This window comes from Duganella aquatilis (assembly GCF_009674565.1).
Lineage (GTDB): Bacteria > Pseudomonadota > Gammaproteobacteria > Burkholderiales > Burkholderiaceae_D > Rugamonas > Rugamonas aquatilis.
In genome coordinates, this window is sequence record NZ_WKJL01000005.1 from 1 (window position 1) to 23913 (window position 23913).

Annotated in this window: 23 protein-coding genes; 7 read left to right on the plus strand and 16 right to left on the minus strand. The window is 65.1% G+C overall.

The window, feature by feature from the left end:
- The 3 genes from GJ698_RS09330 to GJ698_RS09340 all read right to left on the minus strand — a co-directional run.
- Window positions 1–3138, minus strand: a 3138-nt coding sequence (locus tag GJ698_RS09330; RefSeq protein WP_154357350.1) for a response regulator, incomplete at its 3' end; no start/stop codon positions are given.
- A 119-nt stretch (window positions 3139–3257) separates the two neighbouring features.
- A complete protein-coding gene (locus GJ698_RS09335) occupies window positions 3258–4004 on the minus strand; it encodes an alpha/beta fold hydrolase (protein WP_154357351.1) in 747 nt (248 codons plus the stop codon).
- A gap of 145 nt (window positions 4005–4149) precedes the next feature.
- Complete coding sequence (locus GJ698_RS09340; RefSeq protein WP_154357352.1) at window positions 4150–4584, minus strand: MarR family winged helix-turn-helix transcriptional regulator; 435 nt, start codon at window positions 4582–4584, stop codon at window positions 4150–4152.
- Between the two features lie 98 nt (window positions 4585–4682).
- Here GJ698_RS09340 and fnr point away from each other — a divergent pair, with 98 nt between their 5' ends.
- A complete protein-coding gene (gene fnr, locus GJ698_RS09345) occupies window positions 4683–5441 on the plus strand; it encodes a fumarate/nitrate reduction transcriptional regulator Fnr (protein ID WP_154357353.1) in 759 nt (252 codons plus the stop codon).
- Window positions 5442–5447: 6 nt separating this feature from the next.
- On the opposite strand, the gene GJ698_RS09350 is transcribed toward fnr, so the two are convergent.
- The 12 genes from GJ698_RS09350 to GJ698_RS09405 form a co-directional block, all read right to left on the minus strand.
- A complete protein-coding gene (locus GJ698_RS09350) occupies window positions 5448–5951 on the minus strand; it encodes a FixH family protein (protein ID WP_154357354.1) in 504 nt (167 codons plus the stop codon).
- A gap of 11 nt (window positions 5952–5962) precedes the next feature.
- Window positions 5963–7348 (minus strand): cytochrome c oxidase accessory protein CcoG, encoded by a 1386-nt coding sequence (ccoG, locus tag GJ698_RS09355; RefSeq protein ID WP_154357355.1) that lies wholly within the window; start codon window positions 7346–7348, stop codon window positions 5963–5965.
- Complete coding sequence (gene ccoP, locus GJ698_RS09360; protein WP_154357356.1) at window positions 7345–8301, minus strand: cytochrome-c oxidase, cbb3-type subunit III; 957 nt, start codon at window positions 8299–8301, stop codon at window positions 7345–7347. The genes ccoG and ccoP overlap by 4 nt, the downstream gene beginning before the upstream one ends.
- Entirely contained in the window at window positions 8294–8458 is a 165-nt protein-coding gene (locus GJ698_RS09365; protein ID WP_154357357.1) for a cbb3-type cytochrome oxidase subunit 3, read from the minus strand. The genes ccoP and GJ698_RS09365 overlap by 8 nt, the downstream gene beginning before the upstream one ends.
- Window position 8459: 1 nt before the next feature.
- Window positions 8460–9074: a cytochrome-c oxidase, cbb3-type subunit II gene (ccoO, locus tag GJ698_RS09370; protein ID WP_154357358.1), complete on the minus strand. Its 615-nt coding sequence runs from the start codon at window positions 9072–9074 to the stop codon at window positions 8460–8462.
- A gap of 14 nt (window positions 9075–9088) precedes the next feature.
- Window positions 9089–10510 carry a cytochrome-c oxidase, cbb3-type subunit I gene (ccoN, locus tag GJ698_RS09375; RefSeq protein WP_154357359.1) on the minus strand — a complete coding sequence of 474 codons (1422 nt, stop codon included), beginning with the start codon at window positions 10508–10510 and terminating at the stop codon, window positions 9089–9091.
- A gap of 91 nt (window positions 10511–10601) precedes the next feature.
- The gene (ccoS, locus tag GJ698_RS09380) at window positions 10602–10763 is read right to left on the minus strand and encodes a cbb3-type cytochrome oxidase assembly protein CcoS (RefSeq protein WP_154357360.1); all 162 of its coding nucleotides are present in this window, start codon (window positions 10761–10763) and stop codon (window positions 10602–10604) included.
- Entirely contained in the window at window positions 10763–13225 is a 2463-nt protein-coding gene (locus GJ698_RS09385) for a heavy metal translocating P-type ATPase (protein WP_154357361.1), read from the minus strand. Before GJ698_RS09385 ends, ccoS begins: the two co-directional genes overlap by 1 nt.
- Window positions 13204–13962, minus strand: a complete 759-nt coding sequence (locus tag GJ698_RS09390; protein WP_154357362.1) for a sulfite exporter TauE/SafE family protein — start codon at window positions 13960–13962, stop codon at window positions 13204–13206. The genes GJ698_RS09385 and GJ698_RS09390 overlap by 22 nt, the downstream gene beginning before the upstream one ends.
- Window positions 13963–13969: 7 nt before the next feature.
- Window positions 13970–15382: an oxygen-independent coproporphyrinogen III oxidase gene (gene hemN, locus GJ698_RS09395; protein ID WP_154357363.1), complete on the minus strand. Its 1413-nt coding sequence runs from the start codon at window positions 15380–15382 to the stop codon at window positions 13970–13972.
- Between the two features lie 3 nt (window positions 15383–15385).
- Window positions 15386–17026 (minus strand): methyl-accepting chemotaxis protein, encoded by a 1641-nt coding sequence (locus tag GJ698_RS09400; RefSeq protein WP_154357364.1) that lies wholly within the window; start codon window positions 17024–17026, stop codon window positions 15386–15388.
- Between the two features lie 160 nt (window positions 17027–17186).
- Window positions 17187–18122 carry a DUF808 domain-containing protein gene (locus tag GJ698_RS09405; RefSeq protein WP_154357365.1) on the minus strand — a complete coding sequence of 312 codons (936 nt, stop codon included), beginning with the start codon at window positions 18120–18122 and terminating at the stop codon, window positions 17187–17189.
- 100 nt (window positions 18123–18222) lie between these two features.
- Here GJ698_RS09405 and GJ698_RS09410 point away from each other — a divergent pair, with 100 nt between their 5' ends.
- Both GJ698_RS09410 and GJ698_RS09415 read left to right on the plus strand, forming a co-directional pair.
- Window positions 18223–18861: a LysE family transporter gene (locus tag GJ698_RS09410; protein ID WP_154357366.1), complete on the plus strand. Its 639-nt coding sequence runs from the start codon at window positions 18223–18225 to the stop codon at window positions 18859–18861.
- Between the two features lie 91 nt (window positions 18862–18952).
- A complete protein-coding gene (locus GJ698_RS09415; protein WP_154357367.1) occupies window positions 18953–20833 on the plus strand; it encodes a DUF6600 domain-containing protein in 1881 nt (626 codons plus the stop codon).
- 118 nt (window positions 20834–20951) lie between these two features.
- Here the strand turns inward: GJ698_RS09415 and GJ698_RS09420 are convergent, their stop codons facing one another.
- Window positions 20952–21434 (minus strand): phage regulatory CII family protein, encoded by a 483-nt coding sequence (locus tag GJ698_RS09420; protein WP_154357368.1) that lies wholly within the window; start codon window positions 21432–21434, stop codon window positions 20952–20954.
- An 83-nt stretch (window positions 21435–21517) separates the two neighbouring features.
- On the opposite strand from GJ698_RS09420, the gene GJ698_RS09425 reads away from it, so the two are divergent.
- From GJ698_RS09425 to GJ698_RS30885, 4 genes are read left to right on the plus strand one after another with little or no spacing between them, the layout of a single operon-like run.
- Window positions 21518–22288: a hypothetical protein gene (locus GJ698_RS09425; protein WP_154357369.1), complete on the plus strand. Its 771-nt coding sequence runs from the start codon at window positions 21518–21520 to the stop codon at window positions 22286–22288.
- On the plus strand, window positions 22288–23067 hold the full coding sequence (locus tag GJ698_RS09430; protein ID WP_229259910.1) for a DUF2491 family protein: 780 nt from the start codon (window positions 22288–22290) through the stop codon (window positions 23065–23067). The genes GJ698_RS09425 and GJ698_RS09430 overlap by 1 nt, the downstream gene beginning before the upstream one ends.
- Window positions 23068–23097: 30 nt before the next feature.
- Window positions 23098–23655, plus strand: a complete 558-nt coding sequence (locus GJ698_RS09435; protein ID WP_229259911.1) for a restriction endonuclease subunit S domain-containing protein — start codon at window positions 23098–23100, stop codon at window positions 23653–23655.
- Between the two features lie 60 nt (window positions 23656–23715).
- Complete coding sequence (locus GJ698_RS30885; protein ID WP_229259912.1) at window positions 23716–23886, plus strand: hypothetical protein; 171 nt, start codon at window positions 23716–23718, stop codon at window positions 23884–23886.
- The last annotated feature ends 27 nt before the right edge of the window (window positions 23887–23913 follow it).

Sequence of the window (23913 nt, forward strand, 5' to 3'; positions counted from 1 at the left end):
AGTCGTTGCCCATCGAACCGGTGGCTTCTTCGCCGGCGGCGGCGTCAGTGTCGGCGCCGGCACCGGCGCTGCTGCCGGGGCTGGCGCCGACGGCGTGGGCAGCTGGCGCCGCAGCACGTCCAGCATCTCGTCGACTTCGATCGGCTTGGGGATGAAATCGGTGATGCCGGCCTCGCGGCTGCGCTCGCGCTCGGATTCCAGCACGCCGGCCGTCATGGCGATGATCGGCAGCGTCAGCTTGAGTTCCTGGCGCAGGATGCGGGTAGCGGTGAAGCCGTCCATCACCGGCATCTGCATGTCCATCAGCACCATGTCGTAGTCGGCGGCGCGGGTGCGCATGATGTCGACCGCCTGGCGGCCGTCGCCGGCGATGTCCAGCGTGGCGCCGGCGTGTTCCAGGATGCCGCGCGCCACCGCCTGGTTCAGCAGGTTGTCCTCGACCAGCAGGAAGTGGATGTCGGCCAGGGTGCCGACGATGCCGTGTTCGGCCACCGCCTGCGGATCGGACTCGCTCTGCGTGGCCAGCGCCTGGTGCAGCGCGTCGAACAGGTTGGAACTGGTGATCGGCTTGACCAGCACCACGTCCGCCTCCGGCGCGTGCGAGATTTCCTCGATGCGGTCGCGGGCGAAGGCGTTCAGCATCACCACGATGGGCTGCGGCCTGCCGTTGGCGGCGGCGCGGATGCCCTTGGCCGTGGCCAGCCCGTCCATGCCGGGCATGTGCCAGTCGGCCAGCACCACGTCGTAGGGCTGCTGGTGGTCCATGCTCTGGCGGTAGCGGCGCAGCGCGGCTTCGCCGGAATCGACTTCGTCCGCCTGCCAGCCCCAGGCGCGGATCAGGCGCGCCACCAGCTCGCGGCTGGTGCGGTTGTCGTCGGCCACCAGCAGGCGCAGCTGGCCCAGCGCCGGCTTGCGCCGTTCGTCGGTCTGGTCGGACTGGATGTCGAACGGCAGGCTGAACCAGAAGGTCGATCCCTGCCCCGGCCGGCTGTTGACGGCGATCTGCCCGCCCATCAGCTCGATCAGGCGCTTGGTGATGGCCAGGCCCAGGCCGGTGCCGCCGAAGCGCCGGGTGATGCTCTGGTCGCCCTGGGTGAAGGCGTTGAACAACTGCGCCAGCTGGTCCTCGGTCATGCCCATGCCGGTGTCGCGCACCTCGAAGCGCAGCAGCGCGCTGTGGGCGTCGCGCGCGCTCAGCTGGACGCTGACCACCACCTCGCCCTGCTCGGTGAACTTGATGGCGTTGCCGGCCAGGTTGACCAGGATCTGCTGCAGCCGCATCGAGTCGCCGCGCAGCCGGTTGGGAATCGCCGCGTCGACGCTGATCGCCAGTTCCAGTTCCTTGTCGCCGGCGTTCATGGTCATCATGGTGGCCAGCGCGTTCATGGTCTCGTCCAGCGCGAAATCGATAGGCGCCAGGTCCAGCTTGCGCGCCTCGATCTTGGAAAAGTCCAGCACGTCGTTGAGGATGCCCAGCAGCGACTGACCCGACACCCGCACCATGTTCAGGTACTTGCGCTGTTGCGGCGTCAGCTGCGTGTTGCCGAGCAAATACACCATGCCCAGCACCGCGTTCATCGGCGTGCGGATCTCGTGGCTCATGTTGGCGACGAAATCGCTCTTGGCGCGGTTGGCGGCCTGCGCGCGGTCGCGTTCGCGTTCCAGCTCCAGCGCGCGGCTTTCCACTTCCTGCTGCAGGCGGTGGCGTTCGGTGATGTCGGAAATCACCGCCAGCACCTTGGTGCCCTGGTCGGTGCGCACCGCGCTCAGGTTGACCTCGACCGGGAACTCGCTGCCGTCGCGGCGCCGGCCGTAGGTGGCGGCGCCGTTGCCCATGCGCACCGGCTCCGCGCTCAGGCGGTCGGCGAAGAAGCGGTTGCGGTGGCCCACGTGCTGCTGGCGCAGGCGTTCCGGCACCAGGATTTCCAGCGGCTGCCCCAGCACCTCGTCGCGCTCGTAGCCGAAGCAGCGCTCGCCTTCACGGTTGAAGGTCTCGATGCGGCCGTCGACGCCGACCACGACGATGGTGTTGGGCGCGAACTCAACCAGGCTTTGCAGGCGGGCGTCGGCCGCCAGCCGCTCGTGCATCAGGTCGTTGAAAGCGGAGGTCAGCTGGCCGATTTCATCGCGCGCATGCACCGGCAGCGGCGTGAAGCGGTCGGGATCGGCGCGCAGCGCGACGATGGCGTTGCGCAGCCGCGCCAGCGGCGCCAGCAGGCGCAGGGTCAGCATGCTGATCAGCAGCGCCGTCAGCACCGCCGCCACGCCGCTCCAGATCAGCACGCGCTTGAGCACGCCGTCGAAGGGTTCGAACGCCTCCTTGGCCGGCAGCGAGGTGGCCAGCAGCCAGTCGACCGACTTCAGCTGCTTGAAGCTGTTCAGCGTCGGCTGGCCGTCGCTGGTGCCCATGATCGTCCCTTCGAAGCCCTCTTCCAGCGCGCGCGTGGTGGCCGGGTTGGCGTTGGCGGCGCGCGGTTTCAGCAGGCGCGTGATGTCGGGATGCAGCACGTACACCGATGTCTCGCCGCGCGTGACGGCAAAGTAGTAGCCGGTGTTGCCGACCTTGGCCGAGCGCAGGTGGCCCAGCAGATTGTCCTTGTACAGCCGCAGCACGCCGATCAGCACGCACACCACTTCGCCCTTGGCGTTGAGCACCGGCGCCACCATCTGCACCACCGGCTGCTTGTTGGCGCGGCCGATGATGGGTTCGGTGATCATCGGCTTGCGGGTGCGCATCACGGTCTTGAAATAGGCGCGGTCGGAAGCGTCGATGCCAACCCGGCCCGGCACCAGCGGCAGATCGGAAATCACCTTGCCTTCGGCGTTCAGCACCAGCAGGTCGTCGAACAGGGCCAGTACGGCGCGGTTCTGGTAGTAGTCGCGCAGCTGTTCGGTGGAGCCGGCCAGCGCGGGCGGCTGGTTGCGGGCGGATAGCGCGATGATATCCAGCAGCATGGTCAGCTTGTCGTCGAGCTCCTGCGCGGTGCGGCTGACCAGCGCGGCCTGTTGCGTGAACAGCACCTTGGTGTAGTCTTCCTGCATGCGCTGGGTTTGCACCAGCGTCACCAGGCCGATCATCAGGACCGAGGTGATGCTAGTAGCGAGCGCGACTTTAGCCTTGATGCCGATAGGCTTCATATCATCCTTGCTGTATGCGGGGCTGAAGCGATTCTCCTATCAAAGACTAACGTTGGCAAGAAACAAAAAAAAGCAGGCGTACCGAACGCACGCCTGCTGTGGTTTTATGTGAAACCAGATTAACGCTGTGCTGCGGCGATGATCACTTCCGCCACCTTGGCCGGCTGCGACACCATCGGCACGTGGCTGGTCGGCAGCGTGGTGACGGTGGCGTTGAGTTTCTTGGCGAAGGCCTGTTCCAGTTCCGGCGCGATCATGCGGTCCTTGCTGGCGACGATGTAGTAGTTGGCTTTGTTTTTCCATGCGGCCACGGTGGTGGTGTCGCCGAAGGCCTTGGCGGCGATCGGACCCTGGGTGGCGGCGATCAGTTTTTTCTCGGCGGGGGTGACGTCCGGCGCGAAGTTCTGCGCCACCGATTCAGCCGGCAGCCACAGGTAGCCGCCGGCGTCGGCTTTCAGGGTGGCGATGCCAGGTGGCACGGCGTAGTCCTTGCCCAGGTTGGCGGTGGCTTCACCTTCGGAAGGCGCGAACGCTGCCACGTAGACCAGCGCCTTGATCTTGTCGCTGGTGCCGGCCTGGGTGATCACGGTGCCGCCCCACGAGTGGCCCACCAGCACCACGTTACCGGTCTGCGCATCGACCACGCGCTGGGTGGCGGCGACGTCGTCGGCCAGCGAGCTCAGCGGGTTTTGGACGGCGACCACCTTGTAGCCCTTGGCTTCCAGGATCGGGATGACCTTGTTCCAGCTGGAACCGTCGGCGAAGGCGCCGTGCACCAGCACGATGGTGGTGTCGCTGGCAGGAGCGGCGGCGTTGGCGAAAGCGGTGGCGGCGAGCAGGGCGGCGGCGATGACAGTGCGTTTCATGATAAATCCTCTTCAGGTTATGTGCTAATGATTAGTGCGCTAAGTATTGCGGTTTTAAAAACGCGCTTCAGGTAAAGCGCGTTCCGTTGGGATGAAATATAGCGCACTAAAAAATCGCACGCAATCTAAATTTCGATTAATTTTTTCAATCGGTGAGATTGCGGTTCAGTTTGCCGAGGGTGGCCATCAGCGTGCCCACCTCGTCATGGCCGATCCGGCATTCGGCGGCGAAGTCCTGGCTGACCTTGAGCGCGGCGGCGCGCAGCGCCTGGCCGACGGCGGTCAGCGTCAGCACGCGGTTGCGTTCGTCGCGCGGATCGCGGTCGCGGGAAAGGTAGCCTTCTGCCTCCAGCCGCTTGACCACCGGCGTCACCGAGCCGGAATCCAGCTGCAGCCGTTCGGCCACGTCCTTGACGCCGAGGCCGTCCTCCTCCCACAACACCACCATCACCAGGTATTGCGGATAGGTGAGGTTGAGCGCGCTCAGCAGCGGCTTGTAGGTCTGGGTCATTTTCAGCGATGTGTTGTAGATCAAAAAACACAAATGCTGGTCGAGAGTGGGAGGCTTGGGCAGGGTCATCCCGCTAGCCTAACAAAATATCTTCCCGCGCGCGAATACCTGATCAGCTGACTGCGGAATAGCGGCCTAAATCAAGTCCAATGGGCTACACTAGCTGCATGATACGAGAACTTCCTTCGCTGGTGATCCCCGGCGCGACGATAGAGGTGCTGAAGGCAAGCTGCGCGTCATGCAGCATGCACCAGCTGTGCCTGCCCATGGGGCTGGATAACAACGATATGGAGCGTCTGGACCAGATTATCGGCCGCCGCCGCAAGGTGGCGCGCGGTTCGACGCTGTTCCGCATCGGCGATCCATTCCAGAACCTGTACGCGATCCGCCTCGGCCATTTCAAGACCTACCAGGTCAACCGCGAAGGCGCGGAGCAGATCACCGGTTTCCAGATGGCCGGCGAGCTGCTGGGCATGGACGCCATCAGCGCCGACGAGCACCATTGCACCGCCGTGGCGCTGGAAGACAGCGAGGTGTGCGAGATTCCGTTCGGCACGCTGCAATCGCTGCTGGCTGAAATGCCGACCTTGTTGCGGCATTTCCACCGCATGATGAGCCAGGAAATCACGCGCGAGCAGAGCGTGATGCTGTTGTTGGGGAATATGCAGGCGACCCAGCGCTTTGCCGCCTTCCTGGTCAACCTGTCGTCGCGCTACGAGGCGCGCGGCTATTCGCCGAACACTTTCCAGCTGCGCATGTCGCGCGAAGAGATCGGCAACTACCTGGGCCTGACCATCGAGAGCATCAGCCGCCTGCTGTCGAAGTTCAAGAAGGAAGGCCTGCTGCGCGTCAGCAACCGCGAAATCGAATTGCTCGATCCGCGCATGCTGAAAGCGATTACCGCCGGCACCGAGACCTGCGGCTAAACCACCTTAGTCCGGCAGCAGCTTGATGCTGCGGTTGGCTGGCCACACCCAGGCGCCCGCGAGGCGCCATTCACGTTTTTGCCCTTCCACCAGCACCACCCAGCGGCTGCGTTCCAGCATCGGCAAACGTGTGCTGAAATGGCCGTCGGCGTCCGGCACCAGCATCAGCTTGATGTCCTTCTCCGGCTGCGTGGCGTGCGACAGGTGCAGCATCAGCGGGCCGGTGTCCAGGCGGTTGATGCGGCCGGTCATCACGCCGCTGGCGACGTCATACCCCAGCGTCATCGACAAGCCCAGCTGCGCGGCCACGCGGTCGCGCCGCAAGTCCTGGTTGATGGCCTTGCCCTGCGTGTAGTAGTCGCCGACCACCACCGCGTCGGGCGTCTTGATCGCCAGCCAGGCGGTGTAGCTGGTGGCCACCATCACGCTGGCCGGGCCGAGCATCAGCAGCCACGGCCAGCGTTGTTTCCACCACGGCGTGACAGGCATATTGAGTATGGCGTTGGACATGGTATCTCTCCTTAGCGCGGCACGATAAACACCGCGGATTCTTGCACATGCAGCGACGGATCATCGACTGCGGTCAGGGTGACCTGGATCTTGTTCGAGCCGGTATGGCCGGCGCCATGCGCCACCCGCAGGCGGACCGGATGCGAGCGCGTTTCGGTCGCTTCCACCCGCAGCGTGCCGGCGTCGGCCACCGTCAGCGTGTCGATGCCGCTGACGGCGATCTGGTACACGTGGGCCTGCTCGGACGTGTTCATGATCTGCAGGCGGTAGACGTTTTCGATCATGCCGTCCTCCACTTCGCGGCCCATCGAGCCGCGGTCGCGGATCACGTCGAGCTTCAGCGGCGTGCGCAGGTACAGGGCGCTACAGGTGACCAGCACGATCACGCCCAGCACGGCGGTGTAGATCTTGACGCGGGTGCGCGTGGTGCGGCGGCGGATTTCGGTCGGCGTCAGGTGCTCGTCCATGGCGCGCTCGGTGCTGTAGCGGATCAGGCCGCGCGCCTGGCCGGTCTTGTCCATCACGTTGTTGCAGGCGTCGACGCAGGCGGCGCAGCCGATGCACTCGTATTGCAGGCCGTTGCGGATGTCGATGCCGGTCGGGCACACCTGCACGCACAGCGAGCAGTCGATGCAGGAGCCGCCGTTGCCGTTGCCGGTTTTCGACAGCGGGCCGCGCGGTTCGCCGCGTTGCGCGTCGTAGGTGATGATCAGGGTGTCGCGGTCGAACATCGAGCTCTGGAAGCGGGCGTACGGGCACATGTATTTGCACACCTGCTCGCGCATCCAGCCGGCGTTGCCGTAGGTGGCGAAGGCGTAGAACAGCACCCAGAACCATTCCCACGGGCCGAAGTCGAAGGTGGCCACTTCGCCCAGCAGGTGCTGGATCGGCGTGAAGTAGCCGACAAAGGTAAAGCCGGTCCACAGCGCGAACAGCAGCCAGGCCACGTGCTTGGCGCTCTTCTTGCCGAACTTGCGCAGCGACGCCGGCTGGCGGTCCAGCGCGATACGCGCGCTGCGCTTGCCTTCAATCTTGCGTTCAATCCACAGGAAGATTTCGGTGTAGACCGTTTGCGGGCAGGCGAAACCGCACCATACCCGCCCTGCTATCGCTGTCGCCAGGAACAGCAGGTAGGCAGAGATGATGAGCAGGACCGCGAGGTAAATGAAGTCCTGCGGCCAAAGGACCAAGCCAAAGATGTAGAACTTGCGCGTGCCCAGGTCGAACAGCAGGGCCTGGCGGCCGTTCCACTGCAGCCAGGGCGTGCAGTAGAACACCAGTTGCGTCAGCCAGACAAACAGCCAGCGCAGACGGGCATAGCGGCCGTCGATCTCGCGCGGGTAAATCTCTTCCCGCGCCGCATACATCTTGATGACTTGTTCCTTGGGGGCGTTCATTTTTCAGCTGCTATCGGTGGTGGGTCTGCTGGCGCTGGTTGGTTCGGATCGTTGGACAGGCTCCATACATAGGCAGCCAGCACATGCACCTTGGCTTCGCCGAGGAAATCGGCAAACGCCGGCATGGTGGTGGTACGGCCCTTGTTGATGGTTTCCTTGATGGTGTCCACGCTGCCGCCGAACAGCCAGATCTTGTCGGTCAGGTTGGGCGCGCCCAGCGTCTGGTTGCCCTTGGCGTCGGGACCATGGCAAGCCATGCAGGCGGCGAACTTCTCTTTGCCGAACACGGCCTTGATCGGATCGTGGGTCGAGCCGGACAGGCTCAGCACGTAGTTGGCGACCGCTTCCACATCCTTGTCGCCGCCCACCGCGGCGCCCATCGGCGGCATGGCGCCAACGCGGCCGTGCAGGATGGTTTGCTGGATGGTTTCCGGCGCGCCGCCGAACAGCCAGTCCTTGTCGGTCAGGTTGGGGAAGCCCTTGTTGCCGCGTGCATCCGAACCGTGGCACTGCGCGCAGTAGGTCAGGAACAGGCGCTCGCCGATGGCGTGCGCTTGCGGATCGGCCGCCACCGTTCTCAGATCCTGTTTCTGGTACTTGGCGAACAGCGGACCATACTCGGCGTCGGCTTTTTCCAGTTCGACCTGGTACTGGCCGCTGGATTTCCAGCCCAGCTTGCCGGCGTAGCTGCCCAGGCCCGGGTACAGGAACAGATAGGCCAGCGCGAACACGATGGTGATGTAGAACAGCCACATCCACCAGCGCGGCATCGGCGTGTTCAGTTCGGTCAAGTCTTCGTCCCACACGTGGCCGGTGGTATCGACATTGCCTTCGCTGGTCTTGGCGACCTTCACCTTCGATTGCGAATACAGCAGGATGCCGCAGCCGATGATGCCGAGCAGGGTCAGGGCGGCGATGTAGATATCCCAGAAGCCGTTGGTAAAATCAGCCATGGTGCGCCTCCTCGTCGTCAAACGGCAGATGGGCCGCCGCAGCGAAGTCGTCGGCCTTGCGGTGGACATACACCCACCACAGGATGCCGCCAAAGGTGATGAACGAGATCACCGTCATGATGCTGCTGGCGTGGTCAAACAAAGTTTCGATAGCCATGCTAGTTCCTCGTTTTGATCAGGGTGCCCAGGCCTTGCAGATAGGCGATCAGGGCGTCTTGTTCGGTCTTGTCCTTGAGCTCTTCCGGCGCGGCGGCGATCTCGGCGTCGGTGTACGGCACGCCGGTGCGGCGCAGCGCGCGCATTTTCGGCTGGATGTCGTTGGCCACCAGCGTGTTCTTCGCCAGCCAGGGGTAGTTCGGCATATTCGATTCCGGCACCACGTCACGCGGATTGTTCAGGTGGTCGCGGTGCCATTCGTCGGAGTAGCGGCCGCCCACGCGCGCCAGGTCGGGACCGGTGCGCTTGGAACCCCACTGGAACGGGTGGTCGTAGACGAACTCGCCGGCCACCGAGTAGTGGCCATAGCGCTCGGTCTCGGCGCGCAGCGGACGCACCATCTGCGAATGGCAGTTGTAGCAGCCTTCGCGGATGTAGATGTCGCGGCCCGCCAGGCGCAGCGGCGAGTACGGTTTCAGGCCGGCCACCGGTTCGGTGGTCGACTTCTGGAAGAACAGCGGCACGATCTCGACGGCGCCGCCGACGCTGACCACCAACGTCACCAGCGCGATCAGCAGCCAGGGATTTTTCTCGATCCATTCATGTGAAAATTTCATACTGTGCTCCGAGTTCAGGCGTGGGCCGGATTGACGGCCGGGATAATTGCCACGGCGGTGTCGCGGTTACGCAGGGTCATCCAGGTGTTGTAGGCCATCACGCACATGCCCGCCAGGTACAGGCCGCCGCCGGCGACACGCACCACGTAGTACGGATAGGTGGCCTTGACGCCTTCGACAAAGGTGTAGGTCAGCGTGCCGTCCGGATTGACCGCGCGCCACATCAGGCCCTGCATCACGCCGGCAATCCACATCGCGGCGATGTACAGCACCACGCCAATGGTGGCGACCCAGAAGTGCAGGTCGATCAGCTTGGTCGAATACATCTTCTGGTCGCCGGCGATGCGCGGGATGATGTAGTAGATCGAACCCATGGTGATGAAGCCCACCCAGCCCAGTGCGCCGCCGTGTACGTGGGCGATGGTCCAGTCGGTGTAGTGCGACAGCGAGTTGATGGTCTTGATCGACATCATCGGACCTTCGAAGGTGGCGATGCCGTAGAACGACAGCGAGACGATCATGAATTTCAGGATCGGATCGGTGCGCAGCTTGTGCCAGGCGCCCGACAGGGTCATCATGCCGTTGATCATGCCGCCCCAGCTCGGCGCCAGCAGCACCAGCGAGAACACCATGCCGACCGATTGCGTCCAGTCCGGCAAGGCGGTGTAATGCAGGTGGTGCGGACCAGCCCACATATAGGTGAAGATCAGCGCCCAGAAGTGGACGATCGACAGGCGGTACGAGTACACGGGGCGTTCGGCCTGCTTCGGAATGAAGTAGTAGACCATGCCCAGGTAGCCGGCGGTCAGGATGAAGCCCACCGCGTTATGGCCGTACCACCACTGGATCATCGCGTCCTGCACGCCGGCGTAGACCGAGTACGACTTGAACAGCGAGGCCGGCATCGACATGCTGTTCACCACGTGCAGGATGGTCACGGCGATGATGTAGGCGGCGAAGAACCAGTTGGCCACGTAGATGTGCTTGACGCGGCGCTTGATCAGCGTGCCGAAGAACACCACGGCGTAGGACACCCACACCAGCGCGATCAGGATCGAGATCGGCCATTCCAGTTCGGCGTATTCCTTGCCGCGGGTCAGACCCATCGGCAAGGTGACGACCGCGCTCAGAATCACGGCCTGCCAGCCCCAGAAGGTGAAGGCAGCCAATTTATCCGAAAATAAGCGCACCTGGCAGGTGCGTTGTACAACGTAATACGAAGTTGCAAACAGGCCGCAGATACCGAACGCAAAAATCACCGCGTTGGTATGGAGCGGACGCAGACGGCCATAAGTCAGCCATGGAATGTCCAGATTCAGCGCCGGCCATGCAAGCTGCGCGGCAATGATGACGCCGACGAGCATGCCGACGACGCCCCAGACTACGGTCGCAATCGTGAATTGCTTGACGACCTTGTAGTTGTAGTGTTGATCCAATTGAGTTCTCCCCGGAACACTTTGATGATGTAGGTCAAAGGTTACTTAGGAGAAGCTTAAAAATCCTTGATATAAGTCAAAATCCACAGGATCACTGGTGATCGACGGGCGGCTTGTCGTCGTCTTGCAGGATGCGCAGCGCCGGGCCGACCAGGTCGTCGAACTGGCCGTCGTCGGAGGCATGGAAAAAGATCCACAACGCGACGAACACCAGCGCCACGCTGAGCGGAATGAGCAGGTACAGGGCTTCCATCAGCACACCTTGCGCAGGCGCAGCGCGTTGAGCACCACCACCGCCGAACTGAGCGCCATGCCGACGCCGGACAGCCATGGATTGAGCAGGCCCAGCGCCGCCGCCGGAATCGCCGTGACGTTGTAGATGGTGGCCCAGCCGAGGTTCTGGCGGATGATGCGCATGGTGCGTTCGGCCACGCGCGCGCTGTCCGCCACGGCGCCGAGGCGGCCGTTGAGCAGCACCGCGTCGGCATGCGCTTGCGCCAGCGCGGCGCCGCTGCCCATGGCGAAGGAAACGTCGGCGGCGCCGAGCACGGCGGCGTCGTTGATGCCGTCGCCGATCATCGCCACCACGCAGCCGCGCCGCTGCATCTGCTGCACGAAATTAAGCTTGTCGGCCGGCAGGTAGCCGCCGACGGTGGTCTCGATGCCCAGCTGGTCGCCGACGCGGCGCGCCAGCACGTCATCGTCGCCGCTGACCAGCACCACGGTCTTGCCGGCCCTGCGGAAGTAATCGACCGTCTCCTGCGCATCCGGGCGCAGGCCGTCGCGCAGCTGCAGGCAGGCCAGCCACTGGCCCTCGACGCCGAGATAGACCGGCGTGACGCCATCGGCTGCGATGCGTTCCGGCGGCAGGCCGCTGATGCCGGCCACGAACTGCGCGCTGCCCAGGCGGTAGCGGCGGTTGTGCACCGTGCCTTCCAGGCCGCAGCCGGCGGTCTCGGTCAACATGCAGGCGCTCCAGTTCTGCCGCCCTGCTTCGTCGGCGGCGTCGGTGATGGCGCGCGCCAGCGGGTGGGCGCTGCCGGCTTCCAGCGCGGCCGCCACCTGCAGGCAGAAGTCGGCGCGCATCGCGCCCAATTCCTGTATCCCTTGCAGCACCGGACGGCCCCAGGTCAGCGTGCCGGTTTTGTCCAGCACCACGTGGGTGGTGCGATGCAGGGTTTCCAATGTTTGCGGACCGGTCACCAGCACGCCCTGGCGCAGCAGGTTGTCGGTGGCGGCGGCCAGCGCGGTCGGCGTCGCCAGCGACAGCGCGCACGGGCAGGACACCACCAGCACCGCGATGGCGATCGGCCACGCGCGGGTGATGCCGCCGTCGTGCCAGTACCAGAAGCCGAAGGCGGCCAGCGCAAACAGCAGCAGTCCGGCCACGAACCACGCGGCCACGCGGTCGGCCCACAGCGAAATGCGCGGCTTTTCGCCGCCGGCGCGGTTGATCAGTTTCACCAGGTCGGACAAGGTGCTGTCCTGCGCCTTGCGCGTGACGCGCGCGATCACCATGCCGCCGGCGTTGATGGCGCCGCCGGGAATGGCGTCGCCGGCATTCTTCGGCACCGGCGCGCTTTCGCCGCTGAGCAGCGACAGGTCGAGCGAAGTACGGCCTTCGATGATGACGCTGTCGGCGGCCACCGCTTCGCCGGGCTTGATAACGATGATGTTATCCACAGCCAGCGCCGCCGCGCGCACGATGGTGGCGGCGCGGCTGGCCGGATAATTTTCCAGCAGCGAGGCCGATGCCGGCAGCGCGTGCTGCAAGCGCTCCAGCGCGGCGCCGGCCTTGCGCCGTGCGCGCAGTTCGAGATAGCGGCTGCACAGCAGCAGGAAGATGAACATGGTGACCGAGTCGAACCACACTTCGCCCTTGCCGCTGAAGGTGGCGATCACGCTGGCGCCAAACGCGGCGGCGATGCCCAGCGCCACCGGCACGTCCATTCCCAGCGCACGGGCGCGCAGGCTGGCCCAGGCGCCGCGCCAGAACGGCAGCGCCGCGTAGCAGATGGCGGGTAAGGTCAGCAGCAGGCTGGCCCAGCGCATCAGCGACGCCATGCTGTCGTCCAGCGTGCCGTCGTCGTGCGCGAGATAGGACGGGGCGACGTACATCATCACCTGCATCATCGACAGGCCGGCGACAAACAGCTGGCGCCCCAGCGTTTTCGCGGCGCGCTGCTGCTGGTCGGCGTGGCGGCCGGCGTCGTAGGGATAGGCGGCGTAGCCGATGGTGTGCAGCGCGCCGAGGATGTCGCCCGGCTTGCAGGCGTCGCTGCGCCAGCGCACATAGAGTTTTTCGGTGGCGACGTTGAGCTGCGCGCTGTCGACGCCGGGCAGGCGCGCCAGCCGCTGCTCGATCAGCCACACGCAGGCGGCGCAGCGGATGCCTTCGACGGTGAAGATGGATTCGCGGCTGTCTTCATCGAGCGCGAAGCGCGGGTCGGCGTTGTCGTACAGTTGCAGCTCCGGCGGCAGCTGCTGCGCGCCGTCGGCGCTGGCGGCATAGGCGGTGCGGTCGCGGTAGTAGCTTTCCTGGCCCAGGTCGACGATGGTCTGCGCCACCGCCGCGCAGCCGGGGCAGCACATGATGTGCGAGACGCCGGCGATCCCCACCGTCCAGGCGGCGTGGTCGACCACGTCGGGCAGCGGCTGGCCGCAGTGGTAGCAGGTGGCCAGGGCCGGGTCGTTCAAGGGTGTGGTGTGAGGCATAACATTTCCATCCATTCGGGCGTAACGCCTCCCGCTGCGCGGGCAAGCCCGATCACGCCGAACGCCAGCACCAGCAAGCCGCAGGCGATGCGCACCGGACGGCGCTGCATGGCTTTCTGCAGGCGCGCGCCAAGCAGGCCAAGGCCGGTCAGCATCGGCAGCGTGCCGAGGCCGAAGGCCAGCATCAGCGCGGCGCCGTCGGCGGCCGAGCCGCTCAGCAGCGCGGTGGTCAGCACGCTGTACACCATGCCGCAGGGCAGCCAGCCCCACAGCGCGCCGAGGGCGAAGGATTTTGGGGCGGTATCGGCGGGCATCAGGGTTTTCATGGCGGGACCGATGACGGGCTGGGCGCGCTGCCACAGCACACGGCCGCCCTGCTCCAGCACGGCCAGGCCGCGCCAGGCGTTCATCAGGTACAGGCCGAGCGCCACCAGCATCAGGTTGGCCAGCCAGTAAAAGCTCATCTGCACGCCAGCCACGGCGGCCAGGTTGCGCGCGCCGCCGGCCAGTCCGCCGGCCAGCGCGCCGGCGATCATGTAGCTGCCGATGCGGCCGGCGTTGTAGGCGAGGACATGGGACAGCGCATCGGCGCGCGCCGCCACGATGGGGATGACGGCGCGCGGCGGCGGCCGCGATGCCGCCGACATCGCGGTGACGATGCCGCCGCACATGCCGACGCAGTGGATGCTGCCGGCCAGGCCGACAACAAACACTGGCAGGAGCTGTGCGCCGTTCATCGCATCCTCAGATCGTCTTCGAATAGCGCAGCGGCTGCGGCGCCACGTCCTGCGCGACGCCCAGGTAACGGTCGAACACCATGCAGATATTGCGGATCAGCAGACGGCCTTTCGGCGTCACCGAAATCCATTCGTCGTCGATGGTAATCAGGCCATCCTCCACGAAGGCTTTCAGCTTCTCCAGCTCCGCCGCGAAATACTGCTGGAACTTGATCGGGAAGCCCTGTTCGATCGACGACAGCGACAGCTCGAAATTGCACATCAACTTGCCGATCACGATACGGCGCAGCAGGTCGTCGTTGTCCATCTTGATGCCGCGCGTGATCGGCAGCACGCCGCCGTCGAGTTTCTCGTAGTAGGCGTCGAGCGTCTTTTCGTTCTGGCTGTAGGTCGCGCCGACCGCGCTGATGGCCGATACGCCGCACGAAATCAGCTCCGATTCCGCGCGCGTCGAATAGCCCTGGAAGTTGCGCTGCAAGCGGCCCTGGCGCTGGGCGATGGCCAGCTCGTCGTCCGGCTTGGCGAAATGGTCCATGCCGATGTAGATGTAGCCGGCGTCGCACAGGCGCTGGATGCACATCGCCAGCAGCTCCAGCTTGACGGCCGGCGTCGGCATGTCGGCGTCGGCGATGCGGCGCTGCGGCTTGAAGATGTGCGGCAGGTGCGCGTAGTTGTACAGCGCGATGCGGTCCGGGCTGGCGGCGATCACCTTTTCCAGCGTCTGCGCCATGCTGGTCATGGTCTGCTTCGGCAGGCCGTAAATCAGGTCGATGCTGATCGAGCGGTAGCCGGCGGCGCGCGCGGCGTCCATCACGGCGCGCGTTTCGGCTTCCGGCTGGATGCGGTTGACGGCCTTCTGCACTTCCGGATCGAAGTCCTGTACACCGAGGCTGATGCGGTTGAAGCCCTGCGCGCGCAGGCTGTGCACGCGCTCCACGCTGACCGTGCGCGGATCGATCTCGATCGAGTATTCGCCATGGGCGTCGTCGGCGAAATCGAAGTTGGCGTGCAGGTGGGCCATCAAGTCGCCCATCTGCTTGTCGCTCAGGTAGGTCGGCGTGCCGCCGCCGAAGTGCAGCTGCTCGATCTGACCCATGCCGTCGAACAGGCGGCCCTGCATGTCGATCTCCTGCTTCAGGTAGCCGAGGTAGACGGCGGCCTTGCTGTGATCCTTGGTGACGATCTTGTTGCAGCCGCAGTAGTAGCAGACCGTATCGCAGAACGGAATGTGGATGTAAAGCGACAAGGGCCGGCGACTGCGGCGCATGCGCAGGCCGGCCACCGCTTCCAGGAACTGGCTGTAGCCAAAGTCGCCCTGGAAGCGGTCCGCAGTCGGGTAGGAGGTGTAGCGTGGGCCCGACTGACTCAGTTTGCTGATGATGGCAGCATCAAATTCGACGGGTGGAAAAGGCGTATTCATAATTTATGCTGCGAGGCGTTTCACTGTGGATGAAGACTTCTGGTTCGTGGCCGCGCGCACTGCGCGCGAGCTGCGTGCCGGACCGAACTTGAACAGGCTGACCGCTTGCGTCAGGCCGCCCGCTTCCAGCGCCAGGCTGGCGGTGGCGGCGGCGGCTTCCTCGACCAGCGCAGCGTTCTGCTGGGTCACCTGGTCCATGTGGGCGATGGCCGAGTTGACCTGGTCGACGCCGATGCTCTGCTCGTGCGAGGCGACCGAGATTTCGCGCATGATGGCGGTCACCTGCTGCACCGAGGCCACCACTTCCTTCATGGTGGCGCCGGCGCGGTCGACCTGCACCATGCCGGCGCTGACCTTGCCGACCGAGACATCGATCAGGTTCTTGATGTCCTTGGCGGCGGTGGCGCTGCGTTGGGCCAGGTTGCGTACTTCGCCGGCCACGACGGCGAAGCCGCGGCCTTGTTCGCCGGCGCGGGCTGCTTCAACCGCAGCGTTCAGCGCCAGGATGTTGGTCTGGAAGGCGATGCCTTCGATCAGGCCGATGATGTCGACGATCTTGCGCGACGAGCTGTTGATTTCGTCCATGGTGGCGATGACGTCGGCCACGATCACGCCGCCCTGCACCGCCACTTCGGAGGCGTTCTGCGCCAGCTTGTTGGCCTGCTCGGAGTTGTCGGCGTTCTGCTTGACGGTCGAGGAGAACTGCTCGACGCTCGATGCGGTTTCTTCCAGGCTGGCGGCCTGCGCCTCGGTGCGGCCGGACAGGTCGGCGTTGCCGGCGGCGATCTGGCGCGTGGCCACGGCCATGGTCTCGACGTTGACGCGGACGTCGCGGATGGTGGCGATCAGGTTGCTGTTCATTTGCTGCAGGGCGCGCAGCAGCTGGCCCACTTCGTCGGTGGCTTCGGTGTCGAAGGAGCCGGACAGGTCGCCGGCGGCGATGGCGCGGGCGCCGTGCAGCGCGCGGTCCAGCGGTTGCAGCACCGAGACGCGCAGCGTGTACCACAGGAACACGTTGATGATCAGACCGAGGAAGGTGGCGGTGAAGATGCCGTAGTTATTCGCGCTGCTGCCGTTCAGCAGCGTGGCGCCGCAGACGATCACCTGCAGCACGTTGACGATGCTGGTGGCGGCCCAAATGCGGAAGCCGAGCGACACATGGCTCAGGCGCGCGACCAGATGGCCCAGGCCCGGCTCGATGACCTGGCCGTTCTTGATGCGGATGCGGTGGTGGGCTTCGGTGCGGATGGTGCGGTAGGCCTGTTCGGCCTTGGCGATCTGGTGGCGTTCGGCCTTGACGCGCACCGACATGTAGCCGATGGTCTTGCCGTTTTCGCGGATCGGCGTGATGTTGGCGCGCACCCAGTAGTGGTCGCCGTTCTTGCAGCGGTTCTTGACGATGCCGGTCCATGGCGTGCCGGACTGGATCGACGACCACAGGTCAGCGAAGGCTTCGGCCGGCATGTCCGGGTGACGCACGAGGTTTTGCGGAGCGCCCAACAATTCATCCTCGCTGAAACCGCTGATCTGCGTGAAGTACGGATTCACGTAGGTGATGTTGCCGTTCAGGTCAGTCTTCGACACGATGGCCTGGTCGTCGAGGACTTCGACTTCCCGGTTGGTGACTGGTTGATTGTTGCGCATTATTGTCTCTCCGACTTGATTTTATTGCTTTATCGCAATAGATATGGCCAGTTTACGTAGTCCCCCGGTCGAATTTATTGATTTAGATCAAATTTCACCGGATTGACGGGCGCGACTGCCCATCCGGGGTAGGACCGGACGGGCGCAAGGGGATGGGGATTTAAGCGGGCTTTTTGACCAGGCGCACGATTTTGCTGAGGGCGGTGACGACCGCCAGGGCCAGCGCGCCGGCGATCAGGCCGGCGACGGCGTCGAGCAGGCTGGGGACGATCACGGCCAGCAGCGGGCCGACCGTCGGCGTGGCGGCGACAGCTTCGGTGGCGTGGTGGATGATGTCGTGGGCGAACGGCAGGCCGTGGGTCAGGATGCCGCCGCCGACCATGAACATGGCCACCGTGCCGACAATGCCCAGCAATTTCATCAGGATAGGCGCGGCCGACAGCAGCACCCGGCCCAGCGCGCGCACCGCCGCGCCGCCGCGCTGGCTCAGGTAGAGACCGGCGTCGTCCATCTTGACGATGGCGGCCACCAGGCCGTACACGCCCACCGTCATCACCACGGCGATGCCGACCACCACCGTCACCTGCTGCGCAAAGGTCGCCGTCGCCACCGTGCCCAGCGCGATGACGATGATTTCCGCCGACAGGATGAAGTCGGTGCGCACCGCGCCCTTGATCTTCTCTTTTTCCAGCGCCACCAGGTCGACGTTGGGATCGGCCAGCGCCTCGCGCAGTTCGTTCTTGTGCTCGTCCTCGCCGCCGTGGAACAGGCTGTGGGCGATTTTCTCGAAGCCCTCGAAGCACAGGTACAAGCCACCCACCATCAGTAGCGGCGTGATGGCCCACGGCGCAAACGCGCTGATCGTCAGCGCCGCCGGCACCAGGATGGCCTTGTTCTTCAGCGAGCCGACGCCTACCGCCCACACCACCGGCAGCTCGCGCTCGGCGCGCACGCCGGCCACCTGCTGGGCATTCAGCGCCAGGTCGTCGCCCAGCACGCCGGCGGTTTTCTTGGCCGCCATTTTGCTCATCAGGGCGACATCATCGAGGATGGTTGCGATATCGTCGATCAGGGCTAACAGGCTGGAACCGGCCATCGAAGGCACTCCTTGTATGGTTTGACAGGCAATATTAACCCAAGCGAGTGCCGCGATGATGCGGCACAATACAGATTGCCACTATTTCCATGGATCGATGATGAGCTTTGCCACCTGGATTACCTTTTTTGTTGCCGCCTGCATTATTGCCGTGTCGCCCGGGTCCGGCGCGGTGTTGTCGATGTCACATGGCCTGTCGTACGGCGTGCGCCGCGCCAGCGCCACCATCCTCGGTCTGCAAACCGGCTTGCTGCTGGTGTTCTTCATCGCCGGCGCCGGCGTCGGTTCGCTGCTGATGGCGTCCGAAGTGGCGTTCAACATCGTCAAGACGGTCGGCGCGCTGTACCTGATCTACCTCGGCCTGAGCCAGTGGCGCGCCAAGGTCCACATCAGCGAGCAGAAACAGGCGGAAATGGTGGTGCCCACCGTTAAAAAGCGCTTCCTGACCGGTTTCCTGACCAATGCCACCAATCCCAAGGGCATCATCTTCATGGTGGCGGTGCTGCCGCAATTCATTACCCATGGCCAGCCGCTGCTGCCGCAACTGCTGATCCTGGCCGTGACCATGTGCTGCATCGACCTGGTGGTGATGCACAGCTACGCCTTCCTGGCCTCGTCGATGCAGCGCTTTTTCCGTGACGCCAGCGCGGTCAAGAAGCAGAACCGCGTGTTTGGCGGCCTGCTGATGGCGGTCGGCGCGGCGCTGTTCTTCGTCAAGCGCGGCGGCGCGGCTGCCTGAATTGCAACTTATTTTGTAACCCCGTGTAACCCCTGTAGTCGGACTTTAGCGTGCGGCGTTAAATCAGGCATCACCCACAGGAGACGCAGCCATGAGCCGCAAGATCATCCACACCGTCCTGCTGGCCGCTCTGGCCGGCTTTAGTGCATTGGCGCAGGCCGAAGACCCGCCGGCCATCGTCGGCCGCATTTCCGCCGTCCAGGGCAACGTCACGCTGGTCGGCGATGGCGACCCGGTCGGCGCTGCGCTGAACTGGCCGGTCACGGCCGCCAACCACATCAACACCGCTTCCGGCGCGCGCGCCGAATTCCGCGTCGGCTCGACGGCGGTGCGGGTGGACGGCGATTCCGACCTGGAAATCACCGGCATGGACGACGACCTGCTGCGCCTGCGCCTGAACTACGGCAGCGTCAGCATCCGCGTGCGCAACGCCGAGCTGCTGCGCGACTTCGAACTGACCACGCCGCAGGCCCGCGTCACCATGCTGGAGCCGGGCATTCTGCGCGTCGATGTCGACCGCGTGCCGGATACCAGCCAGATCAGCATGCTGGCCGGCAGCGCGCGGGTGGAAGGCGCCGGCTCGTCGGTGGTAGTCAGCAACGGCCGCCATGTGGATGTCAGCGGCGAGGACGTGCGCACCAGCGTGGCGCGCCGCGACGGCTTCGACATCTGGTCCGAGGACCGCGACCGCCTCGACAACAGCGCCACGGTGACCCGCTTCGTTTCCAGCGGCATGACCGGCTACGAGGAACTGGACCGCAACGGCACCTGGGTCGACAACGTCGAATACGGTCCGCTGTGGACGCCGCGTAACGTGGGACTGGACTGGTCGCCGTACAGCGACGGCCGCTGGATCTGGCTGGCGCCGTGGGGCTGGACCTGGGTCGACAACGCGCCGTGGGGATATGCGCCGTCGCACTACGGGCGCTGGGTGATGGTCAACCGCCGCTGGTGCTGGGCGCCGGGACGTCCGGCGGGACGGCCGGTGTGGGCGCCGGCGCTGGTGGGCTGGGTCGGCGGCAATGGTGGCGGACCGCGTCCGGGACCGGGATTGGGCTGGTATCCGCTGTCGCCGCGCGACCGCTTCGTGCCGACCTACCGCGTATCGGCCGACTACGAACGCCGCGTGACCTGGACCCACAACGGCAAGCCGTTCACGCCGCGCAACGACTGGAACGGCCATCGCGATGGCCTGACGGTGCTGCCACGCGATCAGTTTGAAGGCCGCCGCAATGTGGTGGTGAATCGTGGTGCGCAGGTGATTCCGGCCGCGAGCTTTGTGAAGAATGTGGCGCCGGTGGCGCCGCCGCAGCCGCCTGGCCGTCCGCTGAGCACCAATCGCGGTGGCGGCGATCGCGATCATGATGGCATTCCGGACCGCTTCGACCGCAATGATGGGCGCAACGACCGTCCGGGACGTGTGCTGACGGCGCCGTCGCAGCCGGTGCCGGTGCCGGCGCAACAGCCGCGCGGCCAGATCAGCACCTTGGCGCCAAACCAGTTCGGCCATCCGGATGCGCCGGCGCAGACCATCAATCCGAACGATGTGCGGATCGATGTGCGTCCGCGTGGCAATCAGCCGTGGCAGGGGCAGCCGCGCGGGCAGTCGCCGGTGAATCCGCAGCCGTCGTTGCAAGTGTCGCCGCAGCAGGTGCAGCCTGTGCAGCAGCCGCAACCGCAGCAACAACAACCGCGTGAACGCGAACGCACCGACCGTGGCGGCGACGACAACCAGCGCCGCTTCCGTCCGCACGACGAAGCGCGCCAGCAGCCGGTGCAGCAGCCGCAGCAAGTGCAGCAACAGCAGGCGCCGCAGCAGCCGCAGCCTCAGCCGCGCCAGTTCACGCCGCCGCCACAGCAAGCGCAGCCGGTTCAGCGTCAGGAACCGCGCCGCGAGCCTGAGCGTCCACGCGAAGAAAAGCACGACAACAAGCGCGACAACAACTCCGACCGTCGCGAGAACCGCCAATAAACTCCAGGGTCAAGAACCGCCAATAAACTCCAGGGTCAGGTCCCTCATTTCTACACGAGCTCAGCTCTAGCGTTTGATAAGGCCGAGGCCGTGTAGAAATGAAGGACCTGACCCCGGGTTATTGCTGGGCTTTGAGGCGCAAGCGCGCGCGCCATTCGCCCAGGGCCGATAGCGCGCCCTGGAATTCCCGCTCAATCAAATCCGCCTCCGCAGCGGTCACCTTGCCATCCATCAGCGCGCTGGAGACCGCTTCCGCCACCGCGCCCACCTGGCTCATCACCTTGCACACGGTCTGCGACAGGTCGTCTTCGCCGATGCTGTCCGGCGTCGGCACCACGAACGCGGCCATGCCGTGCCGCACCAGCAGCGCGTGCAGCGGCAGGTGGGCGTCCGCCACGCCGGCCTTGTGGCAGAAGTCCACCACCGTTGAAACCTCCTCGAACGACGGATAGTGCGAGGCGATCGTCGGCGCCAGCTTGTTGCGCAGGACGTTGACCGAGATCCCCATCGCCTGCGCCAGGGCGTCGATGCCGCCGGGATAGGCGCGCGCCACCTTGTAGAGCGCGTCGTGCTGATTCATGTCCAGATATTTGCGTGTCATGGTGAAGCGAGCCTTTTATTACCGATGCAACCGCCGACGCGCGGCGCTATGCTGTTTTTCATTCAACTCTTTGTGAAAACATCATGAAGTCATTTCGATCCGCGCTGCTTTTGATGGTTTGCCTTGCCGTGGCAGGCAACGTGCCGGCGCTAGCGCGGCCGGCTTCACATTCTGGCACATCGTCGTCGTTTAAAAGCGGTTTTTCTTCACAAAAGAGCAACTCCGCCAGACATAACCAAACGCCGGCGCCGCCCGCCAACCGCCAGAGCGGACCGGGCGCCTTCGGCCAGCAGGCCGGTTCGCCGGCCCAGCCGCAACGCGGCACCTCGGCCATGTCGCGCGACGTCGACCAGAGCGCCGCCCGCGCCAACGCGCTGAAGACGCTGGATGAACGCCGCGCTGCCAGCGCCACGCCACAGCCCCTGCCGCCGCTGAACGACACCTTGCGCCAGCCGCAGCAGGCACAACGGCCGCCGGCCGGAGCGTATCCGGGACCGGTCTACCAGCAGGCGCCATCCGGCAACGGCAATGGCCTGATGGCCGGCGTCATGGGCTTCATGCTGGGCCGGGCGATGAGCCAGAGCCATCAGCCGGTGGCCTACCCGACCACCAGTGGCAACCCGCAGGTGCAGCAGCCGGCCACGACGACGCAGGACGCTGCCACGGTGACCGGCATGCCCGGCCTCGGCGTCCCGGCAGCGGCGCCGGCGCCTAAGCCATCGTTCTTCATGAGCGTGCTGCGCTGGCTGGCCTGGCTGGGCGTGCTGAGTTTGCTGATGTGGGCAGTGGTGTATTCGGTGCGTAAGTTCCGCCGTCTGCGCACCGGACCGAATTATTCGTTTGAAAGGAATTGATGATGGGCTGGACCGATGCATACAACTATCTGCGCAATGGCGCGGCCAAGCTGGCGGGCAACGAGGCGCCGCGCACCGACGGCGACCTGCCGCTGGGCGCGCGCATCGGCAGCGTGGTCGGCATACAGCAGTCGCCGCTGCTGCGCGCCGTCAGCGGCGGTTCGCTGATCACGCTGCCGGATGCCGACGACACCCGCATCGTCGCCGTCTCGCAGATCCGCCTCAAGCAGTCGGGCGGCCTGTACCGCTACTACCTGGAAACCGGCGACCTGGACGACAAGGAGAAATTCCTGCAGGTCTACCAGAACGCCAGCGGCGAGGTCAGCGAAATCATGTACTGCACCCAGCTGGCGCGCGTGATTCCGCAAACCGCCGAGGACCAGGACGCCTACACCGGCCAGGCCGGCGCCGGCCTCGGCGACCGCAGCTACACGCTGTGGCGCGAGCAGCTGAACGACCTGGATCTGGACCTGGAACTGATCTTTGGCGCTGGAGAAGGCGTCGACTACTGGCGCGACGCCGGCGATCCGGAGGTGGCCTACATGCCGCCGTTCACCGGCACCGAGGTGCGGCTGGACGACGCCAGCGGCAGCACCGGCCTGCGCCAGGACATGTACTTCATGCCCTACGTGCGCGAACTGCGCGGCGGCGGCCACGAATATCTGCTGATCACGACGGAAATCATCCACAGCGTGAACGGCGATGCCTCAAAACGCGGGATCCATGTCGACTTCGTCATCGGCATCCCGGTGGAGCAGCAACGCATCGTTATCCAATGATGCGCAACTTTGAACTGAAGGAAGACTGACATGAGCAACTTGAATGGCTGGGGTTTGACCGCGCGACTGATCACCAAGCATTTCGGCGCGCTGGGCAATCGCGTCTCCGAGGCGATCGCCAACTTCGACCCGGAAACCGCCACCGAGGCCGACCGCGACCGTCTGGCCGACAACTTGCGCAGCGCCGCCCAGAAGCTGGCCGCCGCCCATGCCGCCTTCGACAAGGAAGCCGGCGACGTGGTCAAGCTGCGCCAGCTGATCGCCACCGACGAGCAGGCCGCCGGCACCCTGGCCGAGCGTCTGGCCAGTGGCAAGATTTCGGAATCGACCATCACGCTGTTCTGCGACGAGCTGGAAGCCAACAAGGCCCGCATGCCGCAGGAGCTGCAGGAGGAAGCCGACGCCAAACAGTATATGAACGAGCTGCAAACCATCGTCGACGCGCTGTCGAAGCAGCTGGCCGAGTTCGATGCGCAGGCGAAGAAGGCGCTGCAGGCGCTGTCGTCGGCCCGCGCCCAGCAGGATCTGCAGCAGCTGCGCGCCGAACGCCAGGCCCAGCTGACCGGCTTGCAGGGCATGAGCGGCTAGTCCAGCGCGCTGAGCGCCCTGACCCGCCGCGCCGAGACCATCCGCACCAATGCCGAAGGCTTGCGCATCGTCACCGACATCGGCCAGAAGCCGCTGGACCAGGCCGCCGAGCTGGAGGCGATCCGCAAATCGGTGAGCCAGCCGGCGCTGGGCAACGAGTCGGCGCTGGCCCGTTTGCAGCGTCTTTCTGGCCAGCAGAGTGGGGAGCCGCTTGCGCTTGCAAAGTCCTGATCCGGCTACAATATAGGCCTGAGACGC

Excerpts from the sequence above, each read along its gene's own strand:
- GJ698_RS09335 (WP_154357351.1), bottom strand. The coding sequence starts at position 4,004 with ATGAAACGCACTGTCATCGCCGCCGCCCTGCTCGCCGCCACCGCTTTC.
- GJ698_RS09340 (WP_154357352.1), bottom strand. The coding sequence starts at position 4,584 with ATGACCCTGCCCAAGCCTCCCACTCTCGACCAGCATTTGTGTTTTTTG.
- fnr (WP_154357353.1), top strand. The coding sequence starts at position 4,683 with ATGATACGAGAACTTCCTTCGCTGGTGATCCCCGGCGCGACGATAGAG.
- GJ698_RS09350 (WP_154357354.1), bottom strand. The coding sequence starts at position 5,951 with ATGTCCAACGCCATACTCAATATGCCTGTCACGCCGTGGTGGAAACAA.
- ccoG (WP_154357355.1), bottom strand. The coding sequence starts at position 7,348 with ATGAACGCCCCCAAGGAACAAGTCATCAAGATGTATGCGGCGCGGGAA.
- ccoP (WP_154357356.1), bottom strand. The coding sequence starts at position 8,301 with ATGGCTGATTTTACCAACGGCTTCTGGGATATCTACATCGCCGCCCTG.
- GJ698_RS09365 (WP_154357357.1), bottom strand. The coding sequence starts at position 8,458 with ATGGCTATCGAAACTTTGTTTGACCACGCCAGCAGCATCATGACGGTG.
- ccoO (WP_154357358.1), bottom strand. The coding sequence starts at position 9,074 with ATGAAATTTTCACATGAATGGATCGAGAAAAATCCCTGGCTGCTGATC.
- ccoS (WP_154357360.1), bottom strand. The coding sequence starts at position 10,763 with ATGGAAGCCCTGTACCTGCTCATTCCGCTCAGCGTGGCGCTGGTGTTC.
- GJ698_RS09385 (WP_154357361.1), bottom strand. The coding sequence starts at position 13,225 with ATGCCTCACACCACACCCTTGAACGACCCGGCCCTGGCCACCTGCTAC.
- GJ698_RS09390 (WP_154357362.1), bottom strand. The coding sequence starts at position 13,962 with ATGAACGGCGCACAGCTCCTGCCAGTGTTTGTTGTCGGCCTGGCCGGC.
- hemN (WP_154357363.1), bottom strand. The coding sequence starts at position 15,382 with ATGAATACGCCTTTTCCACCCGTCGAATTTGATGCTGCCATCATCAGC.
- GJ698_RS09400 (WP_154357364.1), bottom strand. The coding sequence starts at position 17,026 with ATGCGCAACAATCAACCAGTCACCAACCGGGAAGTCGAAGTCCTCGAC.
- GJ698_RS09405 (WP_154357365.1), bottom strand. The coding sequence starts at position 18,122 with ATGGCCGGTTCCAGCCTGTTAGCCCTGATCGACGATATCGCAACCATC.
- GJ698_RS09410 (WP_154357366.1), top strand. The coding sequence starts at position 18,223 with ATGAGCTTTGCCACCTGGATTACCTTTTTTGTTGCCGCCTGCATTATT.
- GJ698_RS09415 (WP_154357367.1), top strand. The coding sequence starts at position 18,953 with ATGAGCCGCAAGATCATCCACACCGTCCTGCTGGCCGCTCTGGCCGGC.
- GJ698_RS09420 (WP_154357368.1), bottom strand. The coding sequence starts at position 21,434 with ATGACACGCAAATATCTGGACATGAATCAGCACGACGCGCTCTACAAG.
- GJ698_RS09425 (WP_154357369.1), top strand. The coding sequence starts at position 21,518 with ATGAAGTCATTTCGATCCGCGCTGCTTTTGATGGTTTGCCTTGCCGTG.
- GJ698_RS09430 (WP_229259910.1), top strand. The coding sequence starts at position 22,288 with ATGATGGGCTGGACCGATGCATACAACTATCTGCGCAATGGCGCGGCC.
- GJ698_RS09435 (WP_229259911.1), top strand. The coding sequence starts at position 23,098 with ATGAGCAACTTGAATGGCTGGGGTTTGACCGCGCGACTGATCACCAAG.